17 protein-coding genes are annotated in these 16,778 nt (G+C 40.4%); 9 read left to right on the top strand and 8 right to left on the bottom strand.

Annotated features, from left to right (window positions below):
• Positions 1 to 10: 10 nt before the first annotated feature.
• From GQR38_RS11475 to GQR38_RS11465, 3 genes are read left to right on the top strand one after another with little or no spacing between them, the layout of a single operon-like run.
• A complete protein-coding gene (locus GQR38_RS11475; protein WP_101217239.1) occupies positions 11 to 691 on the top strand; it encodes an ABC transporter ATP-binding protein in 681 nt (226 codons plus the stop codon).
• On the top strand, positions 691 to 3,051 hold the full coding sequence (locus GQR38_RS11470) for an ABC transporter permease (protein ID WP_101217240.1): 2,361 nt from the start codon (positions 691 to 693) through the stop codon (positions 3,049 to 3,051). The genes GQR38_RS11475 and GQR38_RS11470 overlap by 1 nt, the downstream gene beginning before the upstream one ends.
• 8 nt (positions 3,052 to 3,059) lie before the next feature.
• The gene (locus GQR38_RS11465) at positions 3,060 to 3,497 is read left to right on the top strand and encodes a hypothetical protein (RefSeq protein ID WP_101217241.1); all 438 of its coding nucleotides are present in this window, start codon (positions 3,060 to 3,062) and stop codon (positions 3,495 to 3,497) included.
• A gap of 61 nt (positions 3,498 to 3,558) precedes the next feature.
• Here the strand turns inward: GQR38_RS11465 and GQR38_RS11460 are convergent, their stop codons facing one another.
• The 8 genes from GQR38_RS11460 to pspA all read right to left on the bottom strand — a co-directional run bounded on the left by GQR38_RS11460 (position 3,559) and on the right by pspA (position 10,174).
• Positions 3,559 to 3,903: a 4a-hydroxytetrahydrobiopterin dehydratase gene (locus tag GQR38_RS11460; protein ID WP_024612411.1), complete on the bottom strand. Its 345-nt coding sequence runs from the start codon at positions 3,901 to 3,903 to the stop codon at positions 3,559 to 3,561.
• A gap of 37 nt (positions 3,904 to 3,940) precedes the next feature.
• Positions 3,941 to 4,738: a phenylalanine 4-monooxygenase gene (phhA, locus tag GQR38_RS11455; protein WP_002958327.1), complete on the bottom strand. Its 798-nt coding sequence runs from the start codon at positions 4,736 to 4,738 to the stop codon at positions 3,941 to 3,943.
• A gap of 237 nt (positions 4,739 to 4,975) precedes the next feature.
• Positions 4,976 to 6,157, bottom strand: a complete 1,182-nt coding sequence (megL, locus tag GQR38_RS11450; RefSeq protein ID WP_007580969.1) for a methionine gamma-lyase — start codon at positions 6,155 to 6,157, stop codon at positions 4,976 to 4,978.
• 149 nt (positions 6,158 to 6,306) lie between these two features.
• Positions 6,307 to 7,332, bottom strand: a complete 1,026-nt coding sequence (locus GQR38_RS11445; protein ID WP_165721615.1) for a TIGR01620 family protein — start codon at positions 7,330 to 7,332, stop codon at positions 6,307 to 6,309.
• Positions 7,329 to 8,747, bottom strand: a complete 1,419-nt coding sequence (locus tag GQR38_RS11440) for a YcjX family protein (RefSeq protein WP_165721614.1) — start codon at positions 8,745 to 8,747, stop codon at positions 7,329 to 7,331. The genes GQR38_RS11445 and GQR38_RS11440 overlap by 4 nt, the downstream gene beginning before the upstream one ends.
• Positions 8,748 to 8,810: 63 nt before the next feature.
• A complete protein-coding gene (gene pspC / locus GQR38_RS11435; RefSeq protein WP_165721613.1) occupies positions 8,811 to 9,212 on the bottom strand; it encodes an envelope stress response membrane protein PspC in 402 nt (133 codons plus the stop codon).
• Positions 9,209 to 9,442: an envelope stress response membrane protein PspB gene (gene pspB, locus GQR38_RS11430; RefSeq protein WP_024612319.1), complete on the bottom strand. Its 234-nt coding sequence runs from the start codon at positions 9,440 to 9,442 to the stop codon at positions 9,209 to 9,211. Before pspB ends, pspC begins: the two co-directional genes overlap by 4 nt.
• 72 nt (positions 9,443 to 9,514) lie before the next feature.
• Positions 9,515 to 10,174, bottom strand: a complete 660-nt coding sequence (pspA, locus tag GQR38_RS11425) for a phage shock protein PspA (protein WP_002958333.1) — start codon at positions 10,172 to 10,174, stop codon at positions 9,515 to 9,517.
• A 186-nt stretch (positions 10,175 to 10,360) separates the two neighbouring features.
• Here pspA and pspF point away from each other — a divergent pair, with 186 nt between their 5' ends.
• The 6 genes from pspF to GQR38_RS11395 are packed head-to-tail and all read left to right on the top strand — an operon-like array spanning position 10,361 to position 16,716.
• Entirely contained in the window at positions 10,361 to 11,425 is a 1,065-nt protein-coding gene (pspF, locus tag GQR38_RS11420; RefSeq protein ID WP_024607852.1) for a phage shock protein operon transcriptional activator, read from the top strand.
• A 15-nt stretch (positions 11,426 to 11,440) separates the two neighbouring features.
• Complete coding sequence (locus tag GQR38_RS11415) at positions 11,441 to 13,048, top strand: ABC transporter substrate-binding protein (protein WP_165721612.1); 1,608 nt, start codon at positions 11,441 to 11,443, stop codon at positions 13,046 to 13,048.
• Positions 13,048 to 14,082, top strand: coding sequence for an ABC transporter permease (locus tag GQR38_RS11410; protein ID WP_101217618.1), 1,035 nt, complete (start codon positions 13,048 to 13,050; stop codon positions 14,080 to 14,082). The genes GQR38_RS11415 and GQR38_RS11410 overlap by 1 nt, the downstream gene beginning before the upstream one ends.
• On the top strand, positions 14,069 to 14,962 hold the full coding sequence (locus GQR38_RS11405; RefSeq protein ID WP_007580954.1) for an ABC transporter permease subunit: 894 nt from the start codon (positions 14,069 to 14,071) through the stop codon (positions 14,960 to 14,962). The genes GQR38_RS11410 and GQR38_RS11405 overlap by 14 nt, the downstream gene beginning before the upstream one ends.
• Positions 14,963 to 15,955 (top strand): oligopeptide/dipeptide ABC transporter ATP-binding protein, encoded by a 993-nt coding sequence (locus GQR38_RS11400; RefSeq protein ID WP_007580952.1) that lies wholly within the window; start codon positions 14,963 to 14,965, stop codon positions 15,953 to 15,955.
• Complete coding sequence (locus GQR38_RS11395; protein ID WP_165721611.1) at positions 15,955 to 16,716, top strand: ATP-binding cassette domain-containing protein; 762 nt, start codon at positions 15,955 to 15,957, stop codon at positions 16,714 to 16,716. Before GQR38_RS11400 ends, GQR38_RS11395 begins: the two co-directional genes overlap by 1 nt.
• Positions 16,717 to 16,778: the final 62 nt, after the last annotated feature.

Below are 16,778 nucleotides of genomic sequence, written 5' to 3'. Positions count from 1 at the left end.
GGTGTCAGTTATGAGTTATCCGTTAATAGAGTTTAATAATGTTTTTTATCAATACCCTAATACCAAAATTGATACCCTCAAAGCTGTAAGTTTTAAAATAAACAGTGGTGACTACATTGCAATAACTGGTACTTCTGGCAGTGGTAAAAGTACCCTACTTTCTATTTTAGGTTTACTAAACTTACCTAGCCAAGGGCAATACACTATTTTAGGCACTAACACAGCAGACTTAACATCCGACTCTATTGCAGCCATTAAAAACAGAGAACTTGGTTTTATATTTCAAAACTTTAATTTATTAAATCATTTAAGCGTATTTGATAACGTGGCTTTGCCACTCAGTTACAACAAATCGGTGCCTAGAAAGGATTACCAAAAAAAAGTAGAAGCTGCGCTTAATAAAGTAAATATGCTTGAATTTATTGATAGAAAGCCAAGCCAATTGTCAGGCGGGCAACAACAAAGAGTTGCTATTGCTAGAGCATTAATAAATGAGCCTTCTATTATTTTAGCCGACGAGCCAACGGGTAATTTAGATTCGAGTAATAGCGAACAAATATATCAGTTACTCAATAAGCTAAACGACGAAGGCAAAACAATTTGCTTAATAACACATGATGAAAACCATGCTAAAACAGCAAAAACGCGTTTGTATATTCAAGACGGACAGCTTAGTGCTCAGGGTTTTTGATGCTGAACTTAATTACTGATCTGACCTTTAACTGGCTAAAATATGCTAAGCAAAATACTAAATTATGGCTTAGCTGCTTGTTGCTGAGTATTCCTTTATGTTTAATTTTAAATATAAGTAATATTCATAGTCAGTTTTTGTCTGCCGATTACACGGCAATAAATAACATCCACAACATTAAACAAGTTTACTTAAGTGACACTCAAAATGACTTACCCGTTGATGAATACATTTTTGATGAAATAACCGTATTGCACCAAGATTTAGTCGGCGTTTTTGAGCGTTCTATTGATTTATCATTAAAGCTTTCGGTTAATCATGATAGCGAGCCTGTTAAGGTAAGCTTTATATCGGGGGGTTATAAACAATTAGGTATCATTCCTGCCTTAGGCAGCTTTGAGAAATTAGATTTCCCAAAACAAGGCAGCGCACTAAGTGCCGCCATTAGCTATTCGTTTTGGCATACTCATTTTAAAGGTGTCACTGATATTATTGGCAAACAGCTTGTTGTTAATAATAAAAGCATAAACATTGTTGCTGTAATGCCAAAAGAGTTTAAAAGCTTTAAACGTGCCTATGAACCTAAACTCGTTATTTCTTACTCGCAACTCAAGCGTATTTTGCCTCAAGAAAGTAGCCTGACCCCAGATACATTTACGTATATTTTAGGAAACATTAAAAATAAAACACTCTTTTTAAGCTTTATAAATAAGCACTTACAAAACGAAATGTTTATATTTGATAACACTGAACTTAAGTTTAGTGATGGTATTGGCGTAAACCCTACTCACTTCAATAAAATAATAAAGCGTCTAAACTTATTGCAGTTACTTTATTATATTTTACTCACATTTAGCTTTATAGCCTTTTGTGCATTTTACTGTGCAGAGTCAATTAAAAAGCAACAAGAAGAAACTATACGCAAACTATGTGGAGCCAATAACAAACACATTTTTGTGCAGCAAATTATTGATATTGCACTCACAAGCCTACTACTTATTATTGTAATGTGCGCTTTGTATCCACTGAGCGACCGCATCAGCACAATTTTATTACCAAGCCTGAATCAGCTAAGCAGCTCTTTTTCATTATTTACGCTGGCGGTATTTTACATTGTTATTATTACTTTTTTATCGACGCTTAGTTATTTTCAACGAAGGTGGATACACAGCAGTATTGGACGCGGCCAAAGCGCAACAACAAGCGAAAAAGTACAAGTGTTCTCATTGCTTTCGTTACTTACTAGCCTTGCTATTACAAGTGTTTACATTAGTAGTTTGGTTATTTACAGCCAGATTAATTTAAATAATAAAAGTATGGGTTTTAATGCAGATAATATTCTAATTGCCAGCTTTAGTTTTCCACAATCACCTAGCGAGGCCTTTAATGCAAATAACTCTGCTCAACAATTAATTCAGCAATTAAATTCACTGCCTATTATTGAAGAAGTATCACTTAGCTCTTCCCCACCACTATCAGATCGCAGTGGGTTTAGTGCATGGTACACCGTTACCGGACAAGCTATCAGTTCGGGTAAAAGCGCCAGTACCGCAAGCCATAGAGTGAGCCCACATTACTTTAAAACTATTGGCGCTAAGCTTATCTCTGGGCAAAGCGTGCAATGGCAACAGTACCAAAACATTGTCGTTAACAGCGCGTTATGGGATCAATACTTTGCAGGCACAGAACTAAGCCAAGCTTATTTATTAGCCCAATTTGATACTGGAAAAGTAAAACATAAAGTAGTTGGCGTTGTTAATGATATTTATAACGAAGGAGCCGACACACCGGTTCAGCCAACTGTATATAATGTAATAAGTGCCCTGACAGGTTTTGAAACAATTATAATTAAAACTTATGCGCCCATCACACAAGTTGAAAGTGAACTCCAAACGGCAGTAAGAGCATTAAGTGTTAACTTTAACGATTTATCACTTACCCCCCTTTCGTCTTTAGTAAAAAATGAGCAAGCCCCTAGAAATGCATTACTAATAATTACCGTTGTGTGTTCCTCAATTCTTCTACTCTCTGCGTTTTTATACAACTACAGCAGTATTAAACAGCTTACGGCTAAATCATCCACAGAGCTTGCATTAAGACGTGCTATGGGCGCTCGCAGCTACCAAATATGCTATTTATTTTTAAAGCTCTTTTTCACTGCATTTGTGATAACCCACATAGTTATTATTGCGCTATTTTTCACCCAACATGAAAAACTACAAACTTTTTTATTTCAACAATCCGTTTTTGACCTAAACACGGTACTTACAGTGCATTTAGTCATTTTGTTAGCGGTTATATGTATTATTGCTATAGAGATTAAAAAAACACTTAACAATTCGTGGAATAACTTAACTTAAGGATAAGCATGTATAAATTACTACTAGCTACACTACTTATATACGGCGGAAATACATACGCTGAGCAGTACAGTTTCTCTCATTACCAAATGGTTAAATCGCCCATTAATAATACCGCACCGCAAATGTTTTTATTTAACAGCAAAGGCGAGTTGATGCATTACTCTGATAAATATTTACCAAATATTTTATCCATTTTTAAAAATAAACAAAGCCATCCTGATTCTGATTTAATTAAAAGTAATTTAGAGCGGCTATTAACAACATTGCCCGATTTTACACAGCAAAAGTATACGTTGTTTTACACCTCAATAGATGAAGATATAGGCCCCTGTCCGCCTTGTAGGCAACAAGAAAAAACCATCGACATGCTTAAAAGTAAGTTTTCAGATAAGCAGCTAAAGGTTCATTCAATTTCTATAATTGCCAGTGACAACGGTATATAAAAAAAGCCCGCTAAATAACTTTAGCGGGCTTTTTGTTGCGAAGGTTAAACCTTTAAAAAGTTTACAGCGCGTTAAATACGTCGTCTGTTTTAGCTGCGCAAATAAAATCGTTTTTGTGTAGGCCTTTAATTGAATGGCTCCACCATGTAACCGTTACTTTGCCCCACTCGGTTAATAAACCTGGGTGATGGCCTTCGTCTTCTGCCATGTCGCCTACTTTATTGGTAAACGCGATAGCTTGCTTAAAGTTTTTAAATTTATAAACACGCTCAAGCTGCATAATGCCGTCGCGTACTTCTGGTACCCAGTCTGGGATTTTAGTAATTAATTGCGCTAACTCTTCGTCAGATACTTTTGGCGCATCTACATGACAGGCTTCGCATTTTTGTGCACTTAATGAAGTCATTCTAAATCCTTACTTTTAGCTTTTTTAGCATTAATGTTTAACTGGCTAATTTTTCTTTTGGTGGAAATTTTGGGTCGTGCAAACCAAGTTCTTTAGCTCGCTCGACCAAAGTCATAATATCCATTTGCGATATATCAAACAGATCATGAATCGAATTTATGGTGTAGTACTGTGGTTGCATAATATCAATACGGTACGGCGTACGCAGTACATCAAGCACATTCATTGGGCTAATTTCTGGCGTGTTTGAGTATACGTACTGAGTTTCACCTGGGCTTGATAAAATACCACCGCCGTAAATACGCAGACCGTCTTCGGTTTGCATTAAACCAAATTCGACTGTAAACCAGTATATACGCGCAAGGTATACACGGTCCTTTTTCTGCGCTGCGTAACCTAATTGCCCGTACTTATGCGTAAACTCGGCAAAGTCAGGGTTAGTTAGCATGGCGCAGTGGCCAAATATTTCATGAAAAATATCTGGCTCTTGTAGGTAGTCAAATTCTTCGCGGCTACGAATAAATGTAGCTACCGGAAACTGTTTGTTTGCCAGTAATCTAAAAAACTCATCAAAGTCGATAAGCGCAGGTACTGGTGCAACTTGCCACCCGGTAGTGGCTAACAATACTTCGTTTAGTTCACTTAACTGCGGGATACGATCGTGCGGCAGGTTAATCTTTTTTAACCCTTGCATGTACTCGTTGCAGGCTTTGCCTTCAATACATGCAAGTTGGCGCGCTACAAGCTCAGACCAAATTTTATTTTCTTCATCACTCCAGTGTATAACACCATTTTCGTCTGGTGTTTTGGATGTGTATTTACTTGCTTTAGCCATAAGTACCTTCTTGGGTGTGAGCCCTAAATCGGTGTCAGTGTGATACTCAAACCTATTGAATATCGAATGACCCCATACTATGCAAAAGTGAAGAAAAGTTTAATAGATAGGCTAACATCAGTATTTGGCGCGATCACCCCAATCGTAAAGTTAAAATTACACCTGTGGCACACTAAAAATACGGACCTTTAAATAAAGGCCTGCAGCTTGTTTTTATGTGTATACAATTAATTACACCTAACCAATTTTAGTAAAAGCTTGGTTTAAATCACTAATAATGTCGTTAACATCTTCAAGCCCAACCGAGAGTCTGATCAGCCCATCACTTATTCCAGCGGCGGCTCGCTCCTCTGGCGTATAAGGCGAGTGAGTCATAGATGCAGGATGCTGAATCAGTGTTTCAGCGTCGCCAAGGCTTACTGCAAGTGTACAAAGTTTCATACTATCAATAAATTGTGCGCCATCTTGTAGCGTACCTTTTATTTCAAACGCAATAACACCACCAGCGGCTTTCATTTGGTTACCAATGAACTTATAACCTGGGTGCGATTTAAGCCCCGGGTAATATACGGTGCTTACTTGTGGATGCGCTTCTAGATATTCGGCTATTGTTTGTGCGCTTTGACAATGGCGCTCTATTCTAATAGCGAGTGTTTTTAGGCCTCGATTAATTAGCCATGCATCGTGCGGGCTTATAGTTGCACCAATGTCTTTTAGTACGGTCATTTTAATGTGTGTTATGTGCTCAAGCGATCCACATACAATACCGGCGACTACGTCTCCGTGGCCGTTTAAGTACTTGGTCGCACTGTGCATTATTATGTCGATACCGTATTTTTTGGGCGATTGCAGTAGCGGCGTTAAAAAGGTGTTGTCGACCACACTAATTAAGTTGTGCTCTTTAGCAACTGCGCCAATGAGTGCCAAATCAATCACCGCCATAGTGGGGTTGATTGGCGTTTCTACAAATATCATTTTTGAATTAGGTTTGATGGCAGCGCGTAGTTCGTCCTCGTTGGTCATATCAACAAAAGTGACTTCGATTCCCCAGCGCGGCAACATATGCGAGAAAAACGCAAAGGTACAACCATACAAAGCACTTGAAGCAACAAGGTGATCTCCTTGCGATAAAAAGCTCAGTACTGAGGCAGATACAGCCCCCATACCCGTTGCGGTTGCAGCTGCTGCTTCACAACTCTCGAGTTGAGCAACTTTTTGTTCAAGTTCTGTGGTTGTAGGGTTTCCTAAACGCGTATAAATATAGCCAGGTTCGTCGCCTGCAAAACGCGCAGCACCTTGTGCGGCATTTTCAAAATGAAAGGTAGAGGTTTGATACAAAGGAGAAGTGAGTGCGCCGTGCGGGTCGTTTGCTTTTTGTGGTCCGTGAATACACTGGGTGTTTATATGATGCTTGCTCATTGTAGGCTCATTTTTTGATTATTATGTTTTTGCGATTCAACAATCAAAACGTATGCGCTTACAAACAGCAAGCATGCCGGATGCTCAGATGGCTATTTGTGTAAAAACCGTGCAGCGCACGTTTGTACACAAATATTGCCACTGCTAATCTAGTGTGTTGGTTCAGCCTTTTTACGGCTCATAATTTTACCTGCGATGCTTTGCACAGTGCCTTTTAGTAAGCTGCGTTTGTTTTCAAGCCGTGGTAATGGGCGACTAAGCTCCATTGCTTTGTAACCAATACGCGCTGTAAAAATACCTGCGCTGACACCTTGCGCAGCCCGCCCCGAAAGCTTACCTAAAAGCTCAGCACTTAGTGCAGTTGCAGCAAGGTCAGATACAAGCTCAGCACTGCCTACAAACATCACTTGTTTTATCAGCATACGGTATAACTTTATACGGCTCGCGTAGCCAAAACCAATGCCGTAAATTTTACCAATTTGTTCTATTAACTTAGTACCGCGCCAAAGCACGGCCATCATATCCACCAGCGCAAGTGGGCTTAGGGCAACTAGCAGTGCAGATTCAGTCGCAAAACGATTTATAAGCTTTTTAGCTTTGGTGTCTTGGGTTATTAATAAACTATTGGCGTACAGCGTCATTATTTCTTTGTCGCTGTGATGCGTCGCTACTTGGTTTTTAAAGGTTTCAAAGTTATCAAGCTCCTGATGTTTATTAAGCTTTTCGAGCCAAGGTAATGCACCGCCTACTTGCTCGCTGTTTAAAAGCCTGTCGGCTTCAACTCGGTGCAATTGGTTACGCTTTAAACTGCGCAGCATTCGGTACTCTCGCCACAATAAGCGCCCTATTAGCAGCACGCCACTTACAACTGCTGTTAAATAAACGCTGCCTAAAATAATTGACTGCTCGAAAGCAAATACTAACGAGTACGCAAACTCTAAAAGCACCAGTACTATAAAACTAATAGCAAAAACACCTTTAAGCGTTTGCCACTTTGACTTTTTGTACACAGGTTCCAGATCTATTTCTGGCTCTAGTGCTTCATCTTCAAGTTCTTCGTAATCACTTTGTCCGTGCTGAATAATTTTTGCAGGTGCTAAAACGGGTTCGTTTTGCTCAATGCTTTGCGTATCTATGCGACGCCCTGCTTGAAATGGTTGGTTTGACTCACTCATGTTAATTTGTCTCCTAGCAGGTACTGCATGACATGATCTAATCGAATATGTTTTAGTTGTTTATCGGGGCTCGGCATTGGAGAGAACGATAAAAACTCAAATCCCTGTGCTGGCCACTCACTTTTATTAAGCATCCGCGAGGGAGGTTGCGGCGGTAAATACGTAAGCCAATCAGGCTCGTGTAATGGTTTACCGTAAATGCAGTCAAGCGTTTGGCCTTTGTCGGCAATTTGGCGCGGCTGCGTTGCTGTAATTGACGACATAGCCATGGTTTCTATTTTTACACCATCAAACTTTAAATGATTGCTTTGCTCATGCACGAGCGAATCAAGTAGCAGTGCTAAATCTTTATGGTGCTTAGCACTTATATGATCTGACTTATTAGCTGCAAATAATATTTTGTCTATGTTGGGCTTAAATAAACGTTTAAAAAAGCCCGACTCGCCATAGTTAAAGTGTGCGAGTAATTGGTTTATTACACTGCTTTGCTCTTGGAGTGTTTCGTGCCCTTCGTTTAATGCACTAAGTACATCTACAAGTACGATTTGGCGATCGAAGTGTCTAAAATGCTCATTATAAAATGGTTTTACAACTTCTTTTATATAAGCGTTAAAGCGCTTAATTAAATGCGCTAAATTAGAACCCGCAACAACATCGTCACTATTTACTTCACCCGATACCGGAAAAAACAATAACAATGGCGCGCCTTGTAAGTCGCCAGGCATTAGCATGCGCCCAGGTTGTAACATGGCAAGTTTGGTGTCTTTTTTAAGCCCTACTAACATGCTTTGATAAAGCTGAGCAATATGAGCAAGTGCGTTTTCATCAACGGGAGCGTTTAAGTCAAGTTGCTCAACGGCCATTAAAAAATCACTTGATGTGTTTACGCGCGAAGGCTGAGTTAATAACGGATATTGTTGCTCGCACCATTGAGCATAGCTTTGCTCAAGCATAGGTAAATCAAGGAGCCATTCACCCGGGTAGTCAATAATATCTAAATAAAGCGTTGATTGCGGCGAAAAGTGGCCGCGCAGCCCTGCGTTACTTTGATACTTTATTGCCAAGCGCAGCGTATTAATCCGCTCGGTTGATGCAGGCCATGTAGGCGCCCCATCGCTTGGTAATAATGAATTTAGCGCGCGCGTATAATTAAACGTAGGAACTTTTAACGCCTCTTGCGGCACAACTTTAGTGGCCACATGGCGGTGCTCGCGCATTACATCAAAAAAAGGTAAGTTTTTATCGTCAGCTTGGGTTGTTAAGTGTTTAACAAGCGCGGTAATAAAGGCTGTTTTACCACTACCACTTAGGCCAGTTACGGCAAGTTTTACGTGTTGGTCTAAACTGCGATGAAGGGCTTTTTGTGCTTTGCCTTTAATACTTTTAAAGGTCTTTTTTGCAAATGATTGGCTCATAAAGTGTCTTGCACCTAATTTGCCGTAATTTATCACGCTGCAAATAAGGTGCTATTAAATCCTTTAAAGTTTGTTAATTTCACGGCTCACCGTAAACTCGCTTGAAGTTACATGGCGCTCCATATCTTGAAGGCGAGTATCTACACGCGTTAAACGCTCTTTTAAATCTTGCAATGCGCGGCGCGGTGGCTCGCCTTTTTGCCATACTTTAAATTTTACTTCTAGCGGATCGTCATGTTTAGTTGAGCTGTTAGTTTGCACTGTTGCGGGCTCTTTTTTATCTAAAATGAACCAGGCTGCAATATACGCTACCACAAATAATGGGCCACCCGTTAGCAGTACCGCACTAACAAATATAATGCGAACTAACCATAACTCCATATTAAAGTAGTCACTTAATCCCGCACATACTCCGGCTATTTTACCGCGTTGTGGGTCTCTTAATAATTCGCGTTTGGCACTCATACTTTGCGTCTCCATTGTGGTGACTCTTGATCAAGCAATGCTTCAAGTGTTTCAACCCTGTCTGCCATTTTTTCGGCTTTATGTGCAAGCTCAAGTAACTGGCGATGTTCGTGCTCACTTAAACCTTGGCTTACTTGTTTTTTGCTACGGTAGTGCAAAATTAGCCACAGCGGGGCAACAAAAATCATAAACAAGATAAATGGTGCAACTAGTATCTCTGGATCAAACATAATCCTCTCCTGACAATCCGTTTTGATGTTTTTAAGCTGGGGCACATGGGCCCCATATATTTTTATATGTAATTATTTATCAGCTAGCTTCTTTTTAAGTTCGGCTAGCTCATCATCTATCTTTTCATTTTTTTGTAGATTAGCAATTTCGTCCGCTAACGTCTTTTTACCTAAATCGTAAGACTCAATTTGAGATTCTAGTCCATCAATTTTAGTTTCGTAACGTTCAAAGCGGTTAAGTGCGTCTTCTACTTTTGAGCTATCAAGTGTCTTTTTCACTTCAAGGCGCGACTCAGCCGAACGTTGGCGAAGTATAATTGCCTTTTGACGAGATTTCGCATCTGCTAGCTTTTCTTGTAGTGTCGTTACTTCTTGCTGTAATTTCTCAATATGAGACTCTACATGTTCAAGTTCACTAGCGACTGAAGCAACGGCATCTGCCGACTTTTGCTTTTCAAGTAGGGCTGAGCGCGCTAAATCGTCGCGGTCTTTACTTAAAGCCAGTTCGGCTTTATCTTGCCAATCACTTACCTGTGCTTTAAGCGTATCTAAGCGGCGTACGATTTCTTTTTTCTCAGCCAATGTTTTAGCTGATGTAGAACGTACTTCAACAAGCGTGTCTTCCATTTCTTGAATAATCAGACGAACCATTTTTTCTGGGTCTTCTGCTTTATCTAAAATGGCGTTGATATTAGAATTAACAATATCTGCAAAACGTGAAAAAATTCCCATAACATTTACCTCTGTAATTAAAACTTAGTTAGTCTGCTATAACTAGTATCAATATGCTTGCCAACTTTTTAAAAGTTAAAATACACTTTATTTTCATTACGTTAAACTAAATATACAAATTTCTTTAGTTATCCCTACTTATGAAATACACTAACTGTTAGTAAAAATGACCAAGAGTTAGGAAATATGAGCCAATATCGCCAACAGGATAATTTACTCGGCCAATCAGATAGCTTTCTGTCTGTATTAGATCAGGTATCGCAACTGGCTAATTTAGATAAACCGGTACTTATTATTGGTGAACGCGGCACAGGTAAAGAGCTAATAGCAGCACGCTTACACTTTTTATCAAAGCGTTGGGATCAAAACTACGTAAAACTTAACTGTGCAGCACTTAACGAAAACTTACTCGAAAGTGAATTGTTTGGCCACGAAAGCGGGGCTTTTACGGGGGCAAGCAAACGCCACGAAGGTCGTTTTGAACGCGCTAACAGCGGCACACTGTTTTTAGATGAATTAGCTAATACCTCAGCTATGGTACAAGAAAAATTGCTGCGCGTTATAGAATACGGTGAGTTTGAACGTGTTGGCGGCAAACAAACTGTAAAAGTAGATACACGCTTAGTGTGTGCTACAAACGAAGATCTTCCTTATTTAGCTGAGCAAGGTGAATTTAGAAGTGACTTACTCGATCGCCTTGCCTTTGATGTAATTACCCTGCCGCCACTGCGCGAACGCCAAGACGATATTATGCTTCTTGCTGAGCAGTTTGCGATGAATATGGCGCGCGATTTAGAGTGGGAACTGTTTAGCGGTTTTACCCGAAGCGCAACAGAAACACTGCTTAGTTATGATTGGCCTGGTAATATTCGTGAACTTAAAAATGTGGTTGAACGCAGTTTGTATCGCCACGGTAGTGAACATATCCCCGTTCACCAGATTATTTTAGACCCATTCGATAGCCCATTTAGACCAAAAGCGCGCATTAAAGCACCTATAGCGGCTCAAACTGTTAATGCCGAGCCTATTGTTGTTGCGCCGCCGATTGCTCAAGCAAGCGGTAATATAGCCGTCGATATTCAATTTCCGTGCAGCTTAAAAGAGCGCTCAAACGACTTTGAAATAAACATGATTAATAAAGCGCTCGAACATAGCCAATTTAATCAAAAGAAAACTGCAGAAGTACTTGGTTTAACGTATCATCAATTACGTGGTTATCTTAAAAAATACAACTTGTTGGATCAACAATAGTCAGAGGTTATGCGGGTGCATAAATTATTACTTGTTTTGCTTGCCACCACTTTAGTTGGTTGCCTTGATAGCAAAGAAGAAATCATAGAAGAAAAAAACCAAGGCTTAGTTTATTGCGCTGAAGCTAACCCTGTGTCGTTTAATCCGCAAGTCACGACCACCGGTTCAACTATTGATATAATTGCTAACCAATTATACGACCGTTTAATTAGCATTGACCCTGTTACGGCAGAGTTTCAAAGTGAGCTGGCGACCGATTGGAGAATTAGTAAAGATGGTAAATCGGTTACCTTTACCCTGCGTAAAGATGTAAAGTTTCATACAACTTCTTATTTTACCCCATCGCGGGATTTTAACGCCGACGACGTTATATTCACCTTTAGCCGATTATTCGATGTATACAATCCATATCACTTTGTGGGCGATGCCAATTATCCGTATTTTCAAAGTGTGGGGATTGATCAACTCATTCGTAAAATTGTGCGTGTGTCTGACTACCAAGTGCGTTTTGAATTGTTTAATCCTGAAAGCAGCTTTTTAGCTAATATGGCCACCGACTTTGCCGTGGTGCTTTCAGAAGAATACGCCATGGAACTTAAGAAAAAAAACGAAGAAAACTTATTTGATCAGTATCCTATTGGCACTGGTCCGTATATTTATAAAGAATACCGCCGAGATCACCTTGTACGCTTTTACCGTAACCCACTTTATTGGAAGCACGACGTTGCACTTGAACAATTGGTTTACGACATAACCCCTAACGGCACTACGCGTATAGCAAAAATGCTGACTAAAGAGTGCGATGTAACGGCTCATCCAAGTAGTGCGCAATTGAGTATTTTAGCGCAACGTGATGATATAAACGTTGAAAAAGAAACGAACTTAAACATAGGTTATTGGGCGTTTAATACAGAACGTGCCCCGTTTGACGACTTGCGTGTACGCCAAGCACTTGCTCATGCAATAGATGTAGATAAAATAATGCAGGCGGTTTATTACGGTAACGGTACTCGCGCACAATCTATTTTGCCGCCAACCTCTTGGGCGTTTGAGCCACAAGAAGATATACCTACGTTTGATCCAGAACTTGCTAAAAAGTTACTAATTGAAGCAGGCTTACCTGATGGCTTTGATATGACGATATGGGCTATGCCTGTGAGTCGTATTTATAACCCTAACGCGCGAAAAATGGCTGAGCTTATGCAAAGTGATTTACGCAAAGTGGGCGTTAATGTAAGCATTGTAGAATATGAGTGGAACACGTTTATTCAACGTATTGGCGAGCATAGGCACGACAGTGTATTACTTGGTTGGGCCGCAGATACACCCGATCCTGATAACTTTTTTAGCCCACTGCTGAGTTGTACCGCTACTTTTAGTGGTAAAAACCCAGCAAACTGGTGTAATCCCCAATTTGACTTATTGCTTACTCAAGCACTAGACACTACTGATTTAAACAAACGTAAAAAATACTACGAAGACGCACAAAGCTTAATTATTCAAGAGCTGCCGTTATTACCGATTGCTCATGGCCTGCGCTTTCAAGCGAGTAGCGCCGACGTGGAAGGCATAACACTTGGCCCATTTGGCGCTATTTCGCTTGCCAATGCGAGGAAAAAATAATGATCTTAGATTATATTTTACGTCGCCTAGGTTTGTTCTTTTTTATGATACTGATGCTCAGCGTATTTACGTTTTCACTGGCGTATTTATTTCCCGGTGATCCGCTAAGTAATTTAAGCGGCATACCAAGTAGTAACTTTGCACAGCATAGTGAGCTTGAAGACAAATATTTATATAACAGCAATTACTTTATGCAATACATTGCCTTTTTAGGGCGAATATTTCAGGGTGATTGGGGGCTTTCGTTTGCCTCTGGTAATAGTGTGTTTAGCCATATTGTTGATTTGCTACCGGCTACTTTAGAGCTAAGCGTATACGCATTAATTGTATCGGTTATTATTGGTGTACCGACTGGCATTTTAGGCTCTGGGTATCATAAACGTTGGCCCGACAAGCTTATAAACTCTACCACTATGGTGGGTTATTCAATGCCTGTATTTTGGCTCGCATTGTTATTAATAATGGTTTTTTCATTAAAGCTTGGCTGGTTTCCTATGTCGGGCAGAATGGGGCTCCTTTACGAAATACCCGCCAGTACTGGATTTATTTTAATTGATATTGCACTGGCTGGCTTTCCATATAAAGGAATGGCCTTTGTTGATGCGCTGCGCCATTTAACACTTCCAACTATTGTACTGGCTATGTATCCAACCACTGTATTAGTGCGCTTTACTCGCGAGTCTATGCTTAAGGTTATGGATCAAAACTTTATTAAAACAGCTAGGGCAAAAGGCCTTAACCGCCGCCAACTTATCATGCACCATGCACTGCGCAATGCATTACTGCCGGTAATTAAGCAAATTGGTTTGCAATTTAGTACGCTAATAACGCTTGCGATGATTACCGAAGTTATTTTTTCGTGGCCGGGTATTGGCCGATGGTTAATCGATAGTATTTATCAGCGTGACTTCCCTGCAATTCAAGGCGGGTTAATGGCAGTGTCTTTATTTGTTATTTTAGCTTCTATTACAGCTGAGCTTACTTACACTTTATTCGATCCACTCTCGCGGAATCAGGCCCATGGCAAAGTTTAATTTATTTTCTGAAGAGTCGAATAAATCGCCACTGGCGCGATTTTGGCGAAAGTTTAAAAATAACCACCCTGCTTTGGTTGGTTTATGGATATTTATGGCGTTTGCACTATTAGCCGCCACCGCTCCTTTTTTAGCCCCGTATGGTGTAAACCAACAACACACTGATGCACTGCTTATTCCGCCATCGTGGCGAGAAATGGGCGATGTACGCTTTCTTTTAGGTACCGATGATTTAGGCCGTGATGTACTCTCGCGCTTAATGAATGGTGCTACGTATACGTTTGGCCTCTCTGTTGTAGCCGCCCTAATCACGACTATTTTTGGTGTGTTAGTGGGTACTTTTGCAGGGATTAGTAAAGGGCTGCGTTCAAGCTTTTTAAATCACTTGCTTGATATAACGCTTTCTATTCCTTCTTTGTTACTGGCAATAATAATAATCGCCATACTCGGCCCGGGTTTAATGAATACCGTATGGGCAATTATTTTAGCATTACTGCCGCAGTTTATTCACTCAGTGCGTAACCTGATTGTTGATGAATTAAGTAAAGATTACATTACTGCGTTTAGACTCGATGGTGCGTCTAATTGGCATATTATATCGCGTGGTATTTTTCCTAATATTTATGAGCATATTGTGGTTATATTCACGATGGCGCTTTCTACCGCTATATTAGATATTTCAGCACTGGGATTTTTAAAATTAGGGGCTCAGCCACCGACGACCGAATGGGGCGCAATATTAGCCGAAAACCTAGGCCTCATTTATTTAGCACCGTGGACTGTAGCGCTACCTGGTATACTGTTATTTTTAGCCGTGTTATCTACTAATTTAGTAGGCGATGGCCTGCGACAAGTGCTAAAAGCACGTAAGGCTGATTAAATGCAATTACTCGATGTTCGTAACTTAACAATTGAACTACGTACCTCTGAAACTGTAATTAGAGCCGTAGACAGAGTGAGTTTTAGCTTAAAAGAAGGCGAAGTACATGCGCTTGTGGGCGAGTCTGGCTCTGGTAAAAGCCTAATAGCAAAAGCGATTATTGGTGTATTGAACGAACGCTGGGATATTACTGCCGACCGTATTCATTGGCGCGGCGTAGACTTAATGCGTTTAAGTCCAGAGAAACGCCGTAAAATAGTAAGCCAAGATATAGCGATGATCTATCAAGATCCAAGTCGCTGCCTTGACCCAACCGCTAAAATATTTGACCAAATTGCCGAAACATTGCCAGAGATCGCAACTAAAGGTTTCTTTTTAAAGCGCAACCGCGAGAGAAAAGACAGAGTAAAAGCGCTTATTCATAAAGTGGGCATTAAAAACCACGAAGCAGTACTAAGTAGTTACCCTCATGAGCTCTCAGAAGGCGTATGTCAAAAAGTAATGATTGCAATGGCCATTGCCCGCACTCCAAAGCTATTGATAGCAGATGAGCCAACTACAGCGCTTGAGAGCACAACTCGCGCACAAGTATTTAGATTACTAAAAAGCTTAAACCAACTTAAAAATATGTCTATTTTGATGATCTCTCATGAACTTGAAGAGATTGCACATTGGTCGCATGGCATTCATGTTTTATATTGCGGGCAAATGGTTGAAGCAGGCCCAACCCATGAAATATTCAAACAGCCTCGCCATCCATACACGCAAGCATTACTAAAAAGCTTGCCAGACTACGAACAAGGTTTAGCGCATAAAGAACCTTTTTATGCACTTAAAGGGACTATCCCTACCCTGCAACATTTGCCCATTGGCTGCCGCCTCGGGCCGCGTTGTCCGCAAGCACAAAAAGCCTGCGTGGTAACTCCCACCCTTACTAAGCATCATGGTCATAGTTATGCGTGCCATTTTCCGTTAATTAAGGACATGAAATAATGCAGCCACTGTTAAAAGTACAAGCGCTTTCAAAAACATTCAATGTGCGAGCAGGGCTTTTTTCACGTAAAAAGTTTGAAGTACTTAAAAATATTTCGTTTTGTGTCGGTAAAGGCGAAAGTATTGCCATAATTGGTGAAACAGGCGCGGGTAAAAGTACATTAGCAAAACTACTTTCAGGAGCTGATACTGCTGATAGCGGGCAAATTTTGCTCGAGAATAATATTATCGAAGATAATGGCGTACGCGATAATCAATGCCGGGATATTCGTATGATTTTTCAAGATTCAGCTGCATCGCTCAACCCGGGGTTGACCATTGGCGAAATGCTTGATGATTGCCTGCAATATAATACTGAGCTTGATGCTAGTGAACGCACTGAAAAGATCGATGCAACGCTTTCAAAGGTGGGTTTGTTAATCGATCATAAACACTACTACCCGCATATGTTTAGTGTGGGGCAACTACAGCGTGTTGCATTTTCTCGTGCATTAATTTTAGATCCTAAGGTGATTGTGCTTGATGAAGCCGTTTCGTCTTTAGACCCTTCTATACGCGCTCAAATAGTGAATTTATTACTTAAGCTGCAGCGCGACACAGGCCTAACATATGTAATGATCACCCACCATTTAAGCCTAGTGCGCCACATCAGTGATTTTGTGGTTGTACTCGATAAAGGCGAAGTAGTTGAATACGGCCCTACTGAAGACGTTTTCCAAAACCCCCAATCAAAAGTAACGCAGCGATTACTGAGCTGCTAAAAGCAGCTTATAAATTTATACCTTTTTTGTAAGGTAACCGCATTTAGGTGGGTCTTGTTGTT

Source organism: Pseudoalteromonas sp. c7(2019), from assembly GCF_011378625.1.
GTDB lineage: Bacteria > Pseudomonadota > Gammaproteobacteria > Enterobacterales > Alteromonadaceae > Pseudoalteromonas > Pseudoalteromonas arctica.
Note: the sequence above shows the minus strand (reverse complement) of the source record. Positions and strands in the feature narration are given on the sequence as shown.

What these genes read in the sequence shown, in the direction of transcription:
- GQR38_RS11475 (WP_101217239.1), top strand. Translation starts at nt 11, where the DNA reads ATGAGTTATCCGTTAATAGAGTTTAATAATGTTTTTTATCAATACCCT.
- GQR38_RS11470 (WP_101217240.1), top strand. Translation starts at nt 691, where the DNA reads ATGCTGAACTTAATTACTGATCTGACCTTTAACTGGCTAAAATATGCT.
- GQR38_RS11465 (WP_101217241.1), top strand. Translation starts at nt 3,060, where the DNA reads ATGTATAAATTACTACTAGCTACACTACTTATATACGGCGGAAATACA.
- GQR38_RS11460 (WP_024612411.1), bottom strand. Translation starts at nt 3,903, where the DNA reads ATGACTTCATTAAGTGCACAAAAATGCGAAGCCTGTCATGTAGATGCG.
- phhA (WP_002958327.1), bottom strand. Translation starts at nt 4,738, where the DNA reads ATGGCTAAAGCAAGTAAATACACATCCAAAACACCAGACGAAAATGGT.
- megL (WP_007580969.1), bottom strand. Translation starts at nt 6,157, where the DNA reads ATGAGCAAGCATCATATAAACACCCAGTGTATTCACGGACCACAAAAA.
- GQR38_RS11445 (WP_165721615.1), bottom strand. Translation starts at nt 7,332, where the DNA reads ATGAGTGAGTCAAACCAACCATTTCAAGCAGGGCGTCGCATAGATACG.
- GQR38_RS11440 (WP_165721614.1), bottom strand. Translation starts at nt 8,747, where the DNA reads ATGAGCCAATCATTTGCAAAAAAGACCTTTAAAAGTATTAAAGGCAAA.
- pspC (WP_165721613.1), bottom strand. Translation starts at nt 9,212, where the DNA reads ATGAGTGCCAAACGCGAATTATTAAGAGACCCACAACGCGGTAAAATA.
- pspB (WP_024612319.1), bottom strand. Translation starts at nt 9,442, where the DNA reads ATGTTTGATCCAGAGATACTAGTTGCACCATTTATCTTGTTTATGATT.
- pspA (WP_002958333.1), bottom strand. Translation starts at nt 10,174, where the DNA reads ATGGGAATTTTTTCACGTTTTGCAGATATTGTTAATTCTAATATCAAC.
- pspF (WP_024607852.1), top strand. Translation starts at nt 10,361, where the DNA reads ATGAGCCAATATCGCCAACAGGATAATTTACTCGGCCAATCAGATAGC.
- GQR38_RS11410 (WP_101217618.1), top strand. Translation starts at nt 13,048, where the DNA reads ATGATCTTAGATTATATTTTACGTCGCCTAGGTTTGTTCTTTTTTATG.
- GQR38_RS11405 (WP_007580954.1), top strand. Translation starts at nt 14,069, where the DNA reads ATGGCAAAGTTTAATTTATTTTCTGAAGAGTCGAATAAATCGCCACTG.
- GQR38_RS11400 (WP_007580952.1), top strand. Translation starts at nt 14,963, where the DNA reads ATGCAATTACTCGATGTTCGTAACTTAACAATTGAACTACGTACCTCT.
- GQR38_RS11395 (WP_165721611.1), top strand. Translation starts at nt 15,955, where the DNA reads ATGCAGCCACTGTTAAAAGTACAAGCGCTTTCAAAAACATTCAATGTG.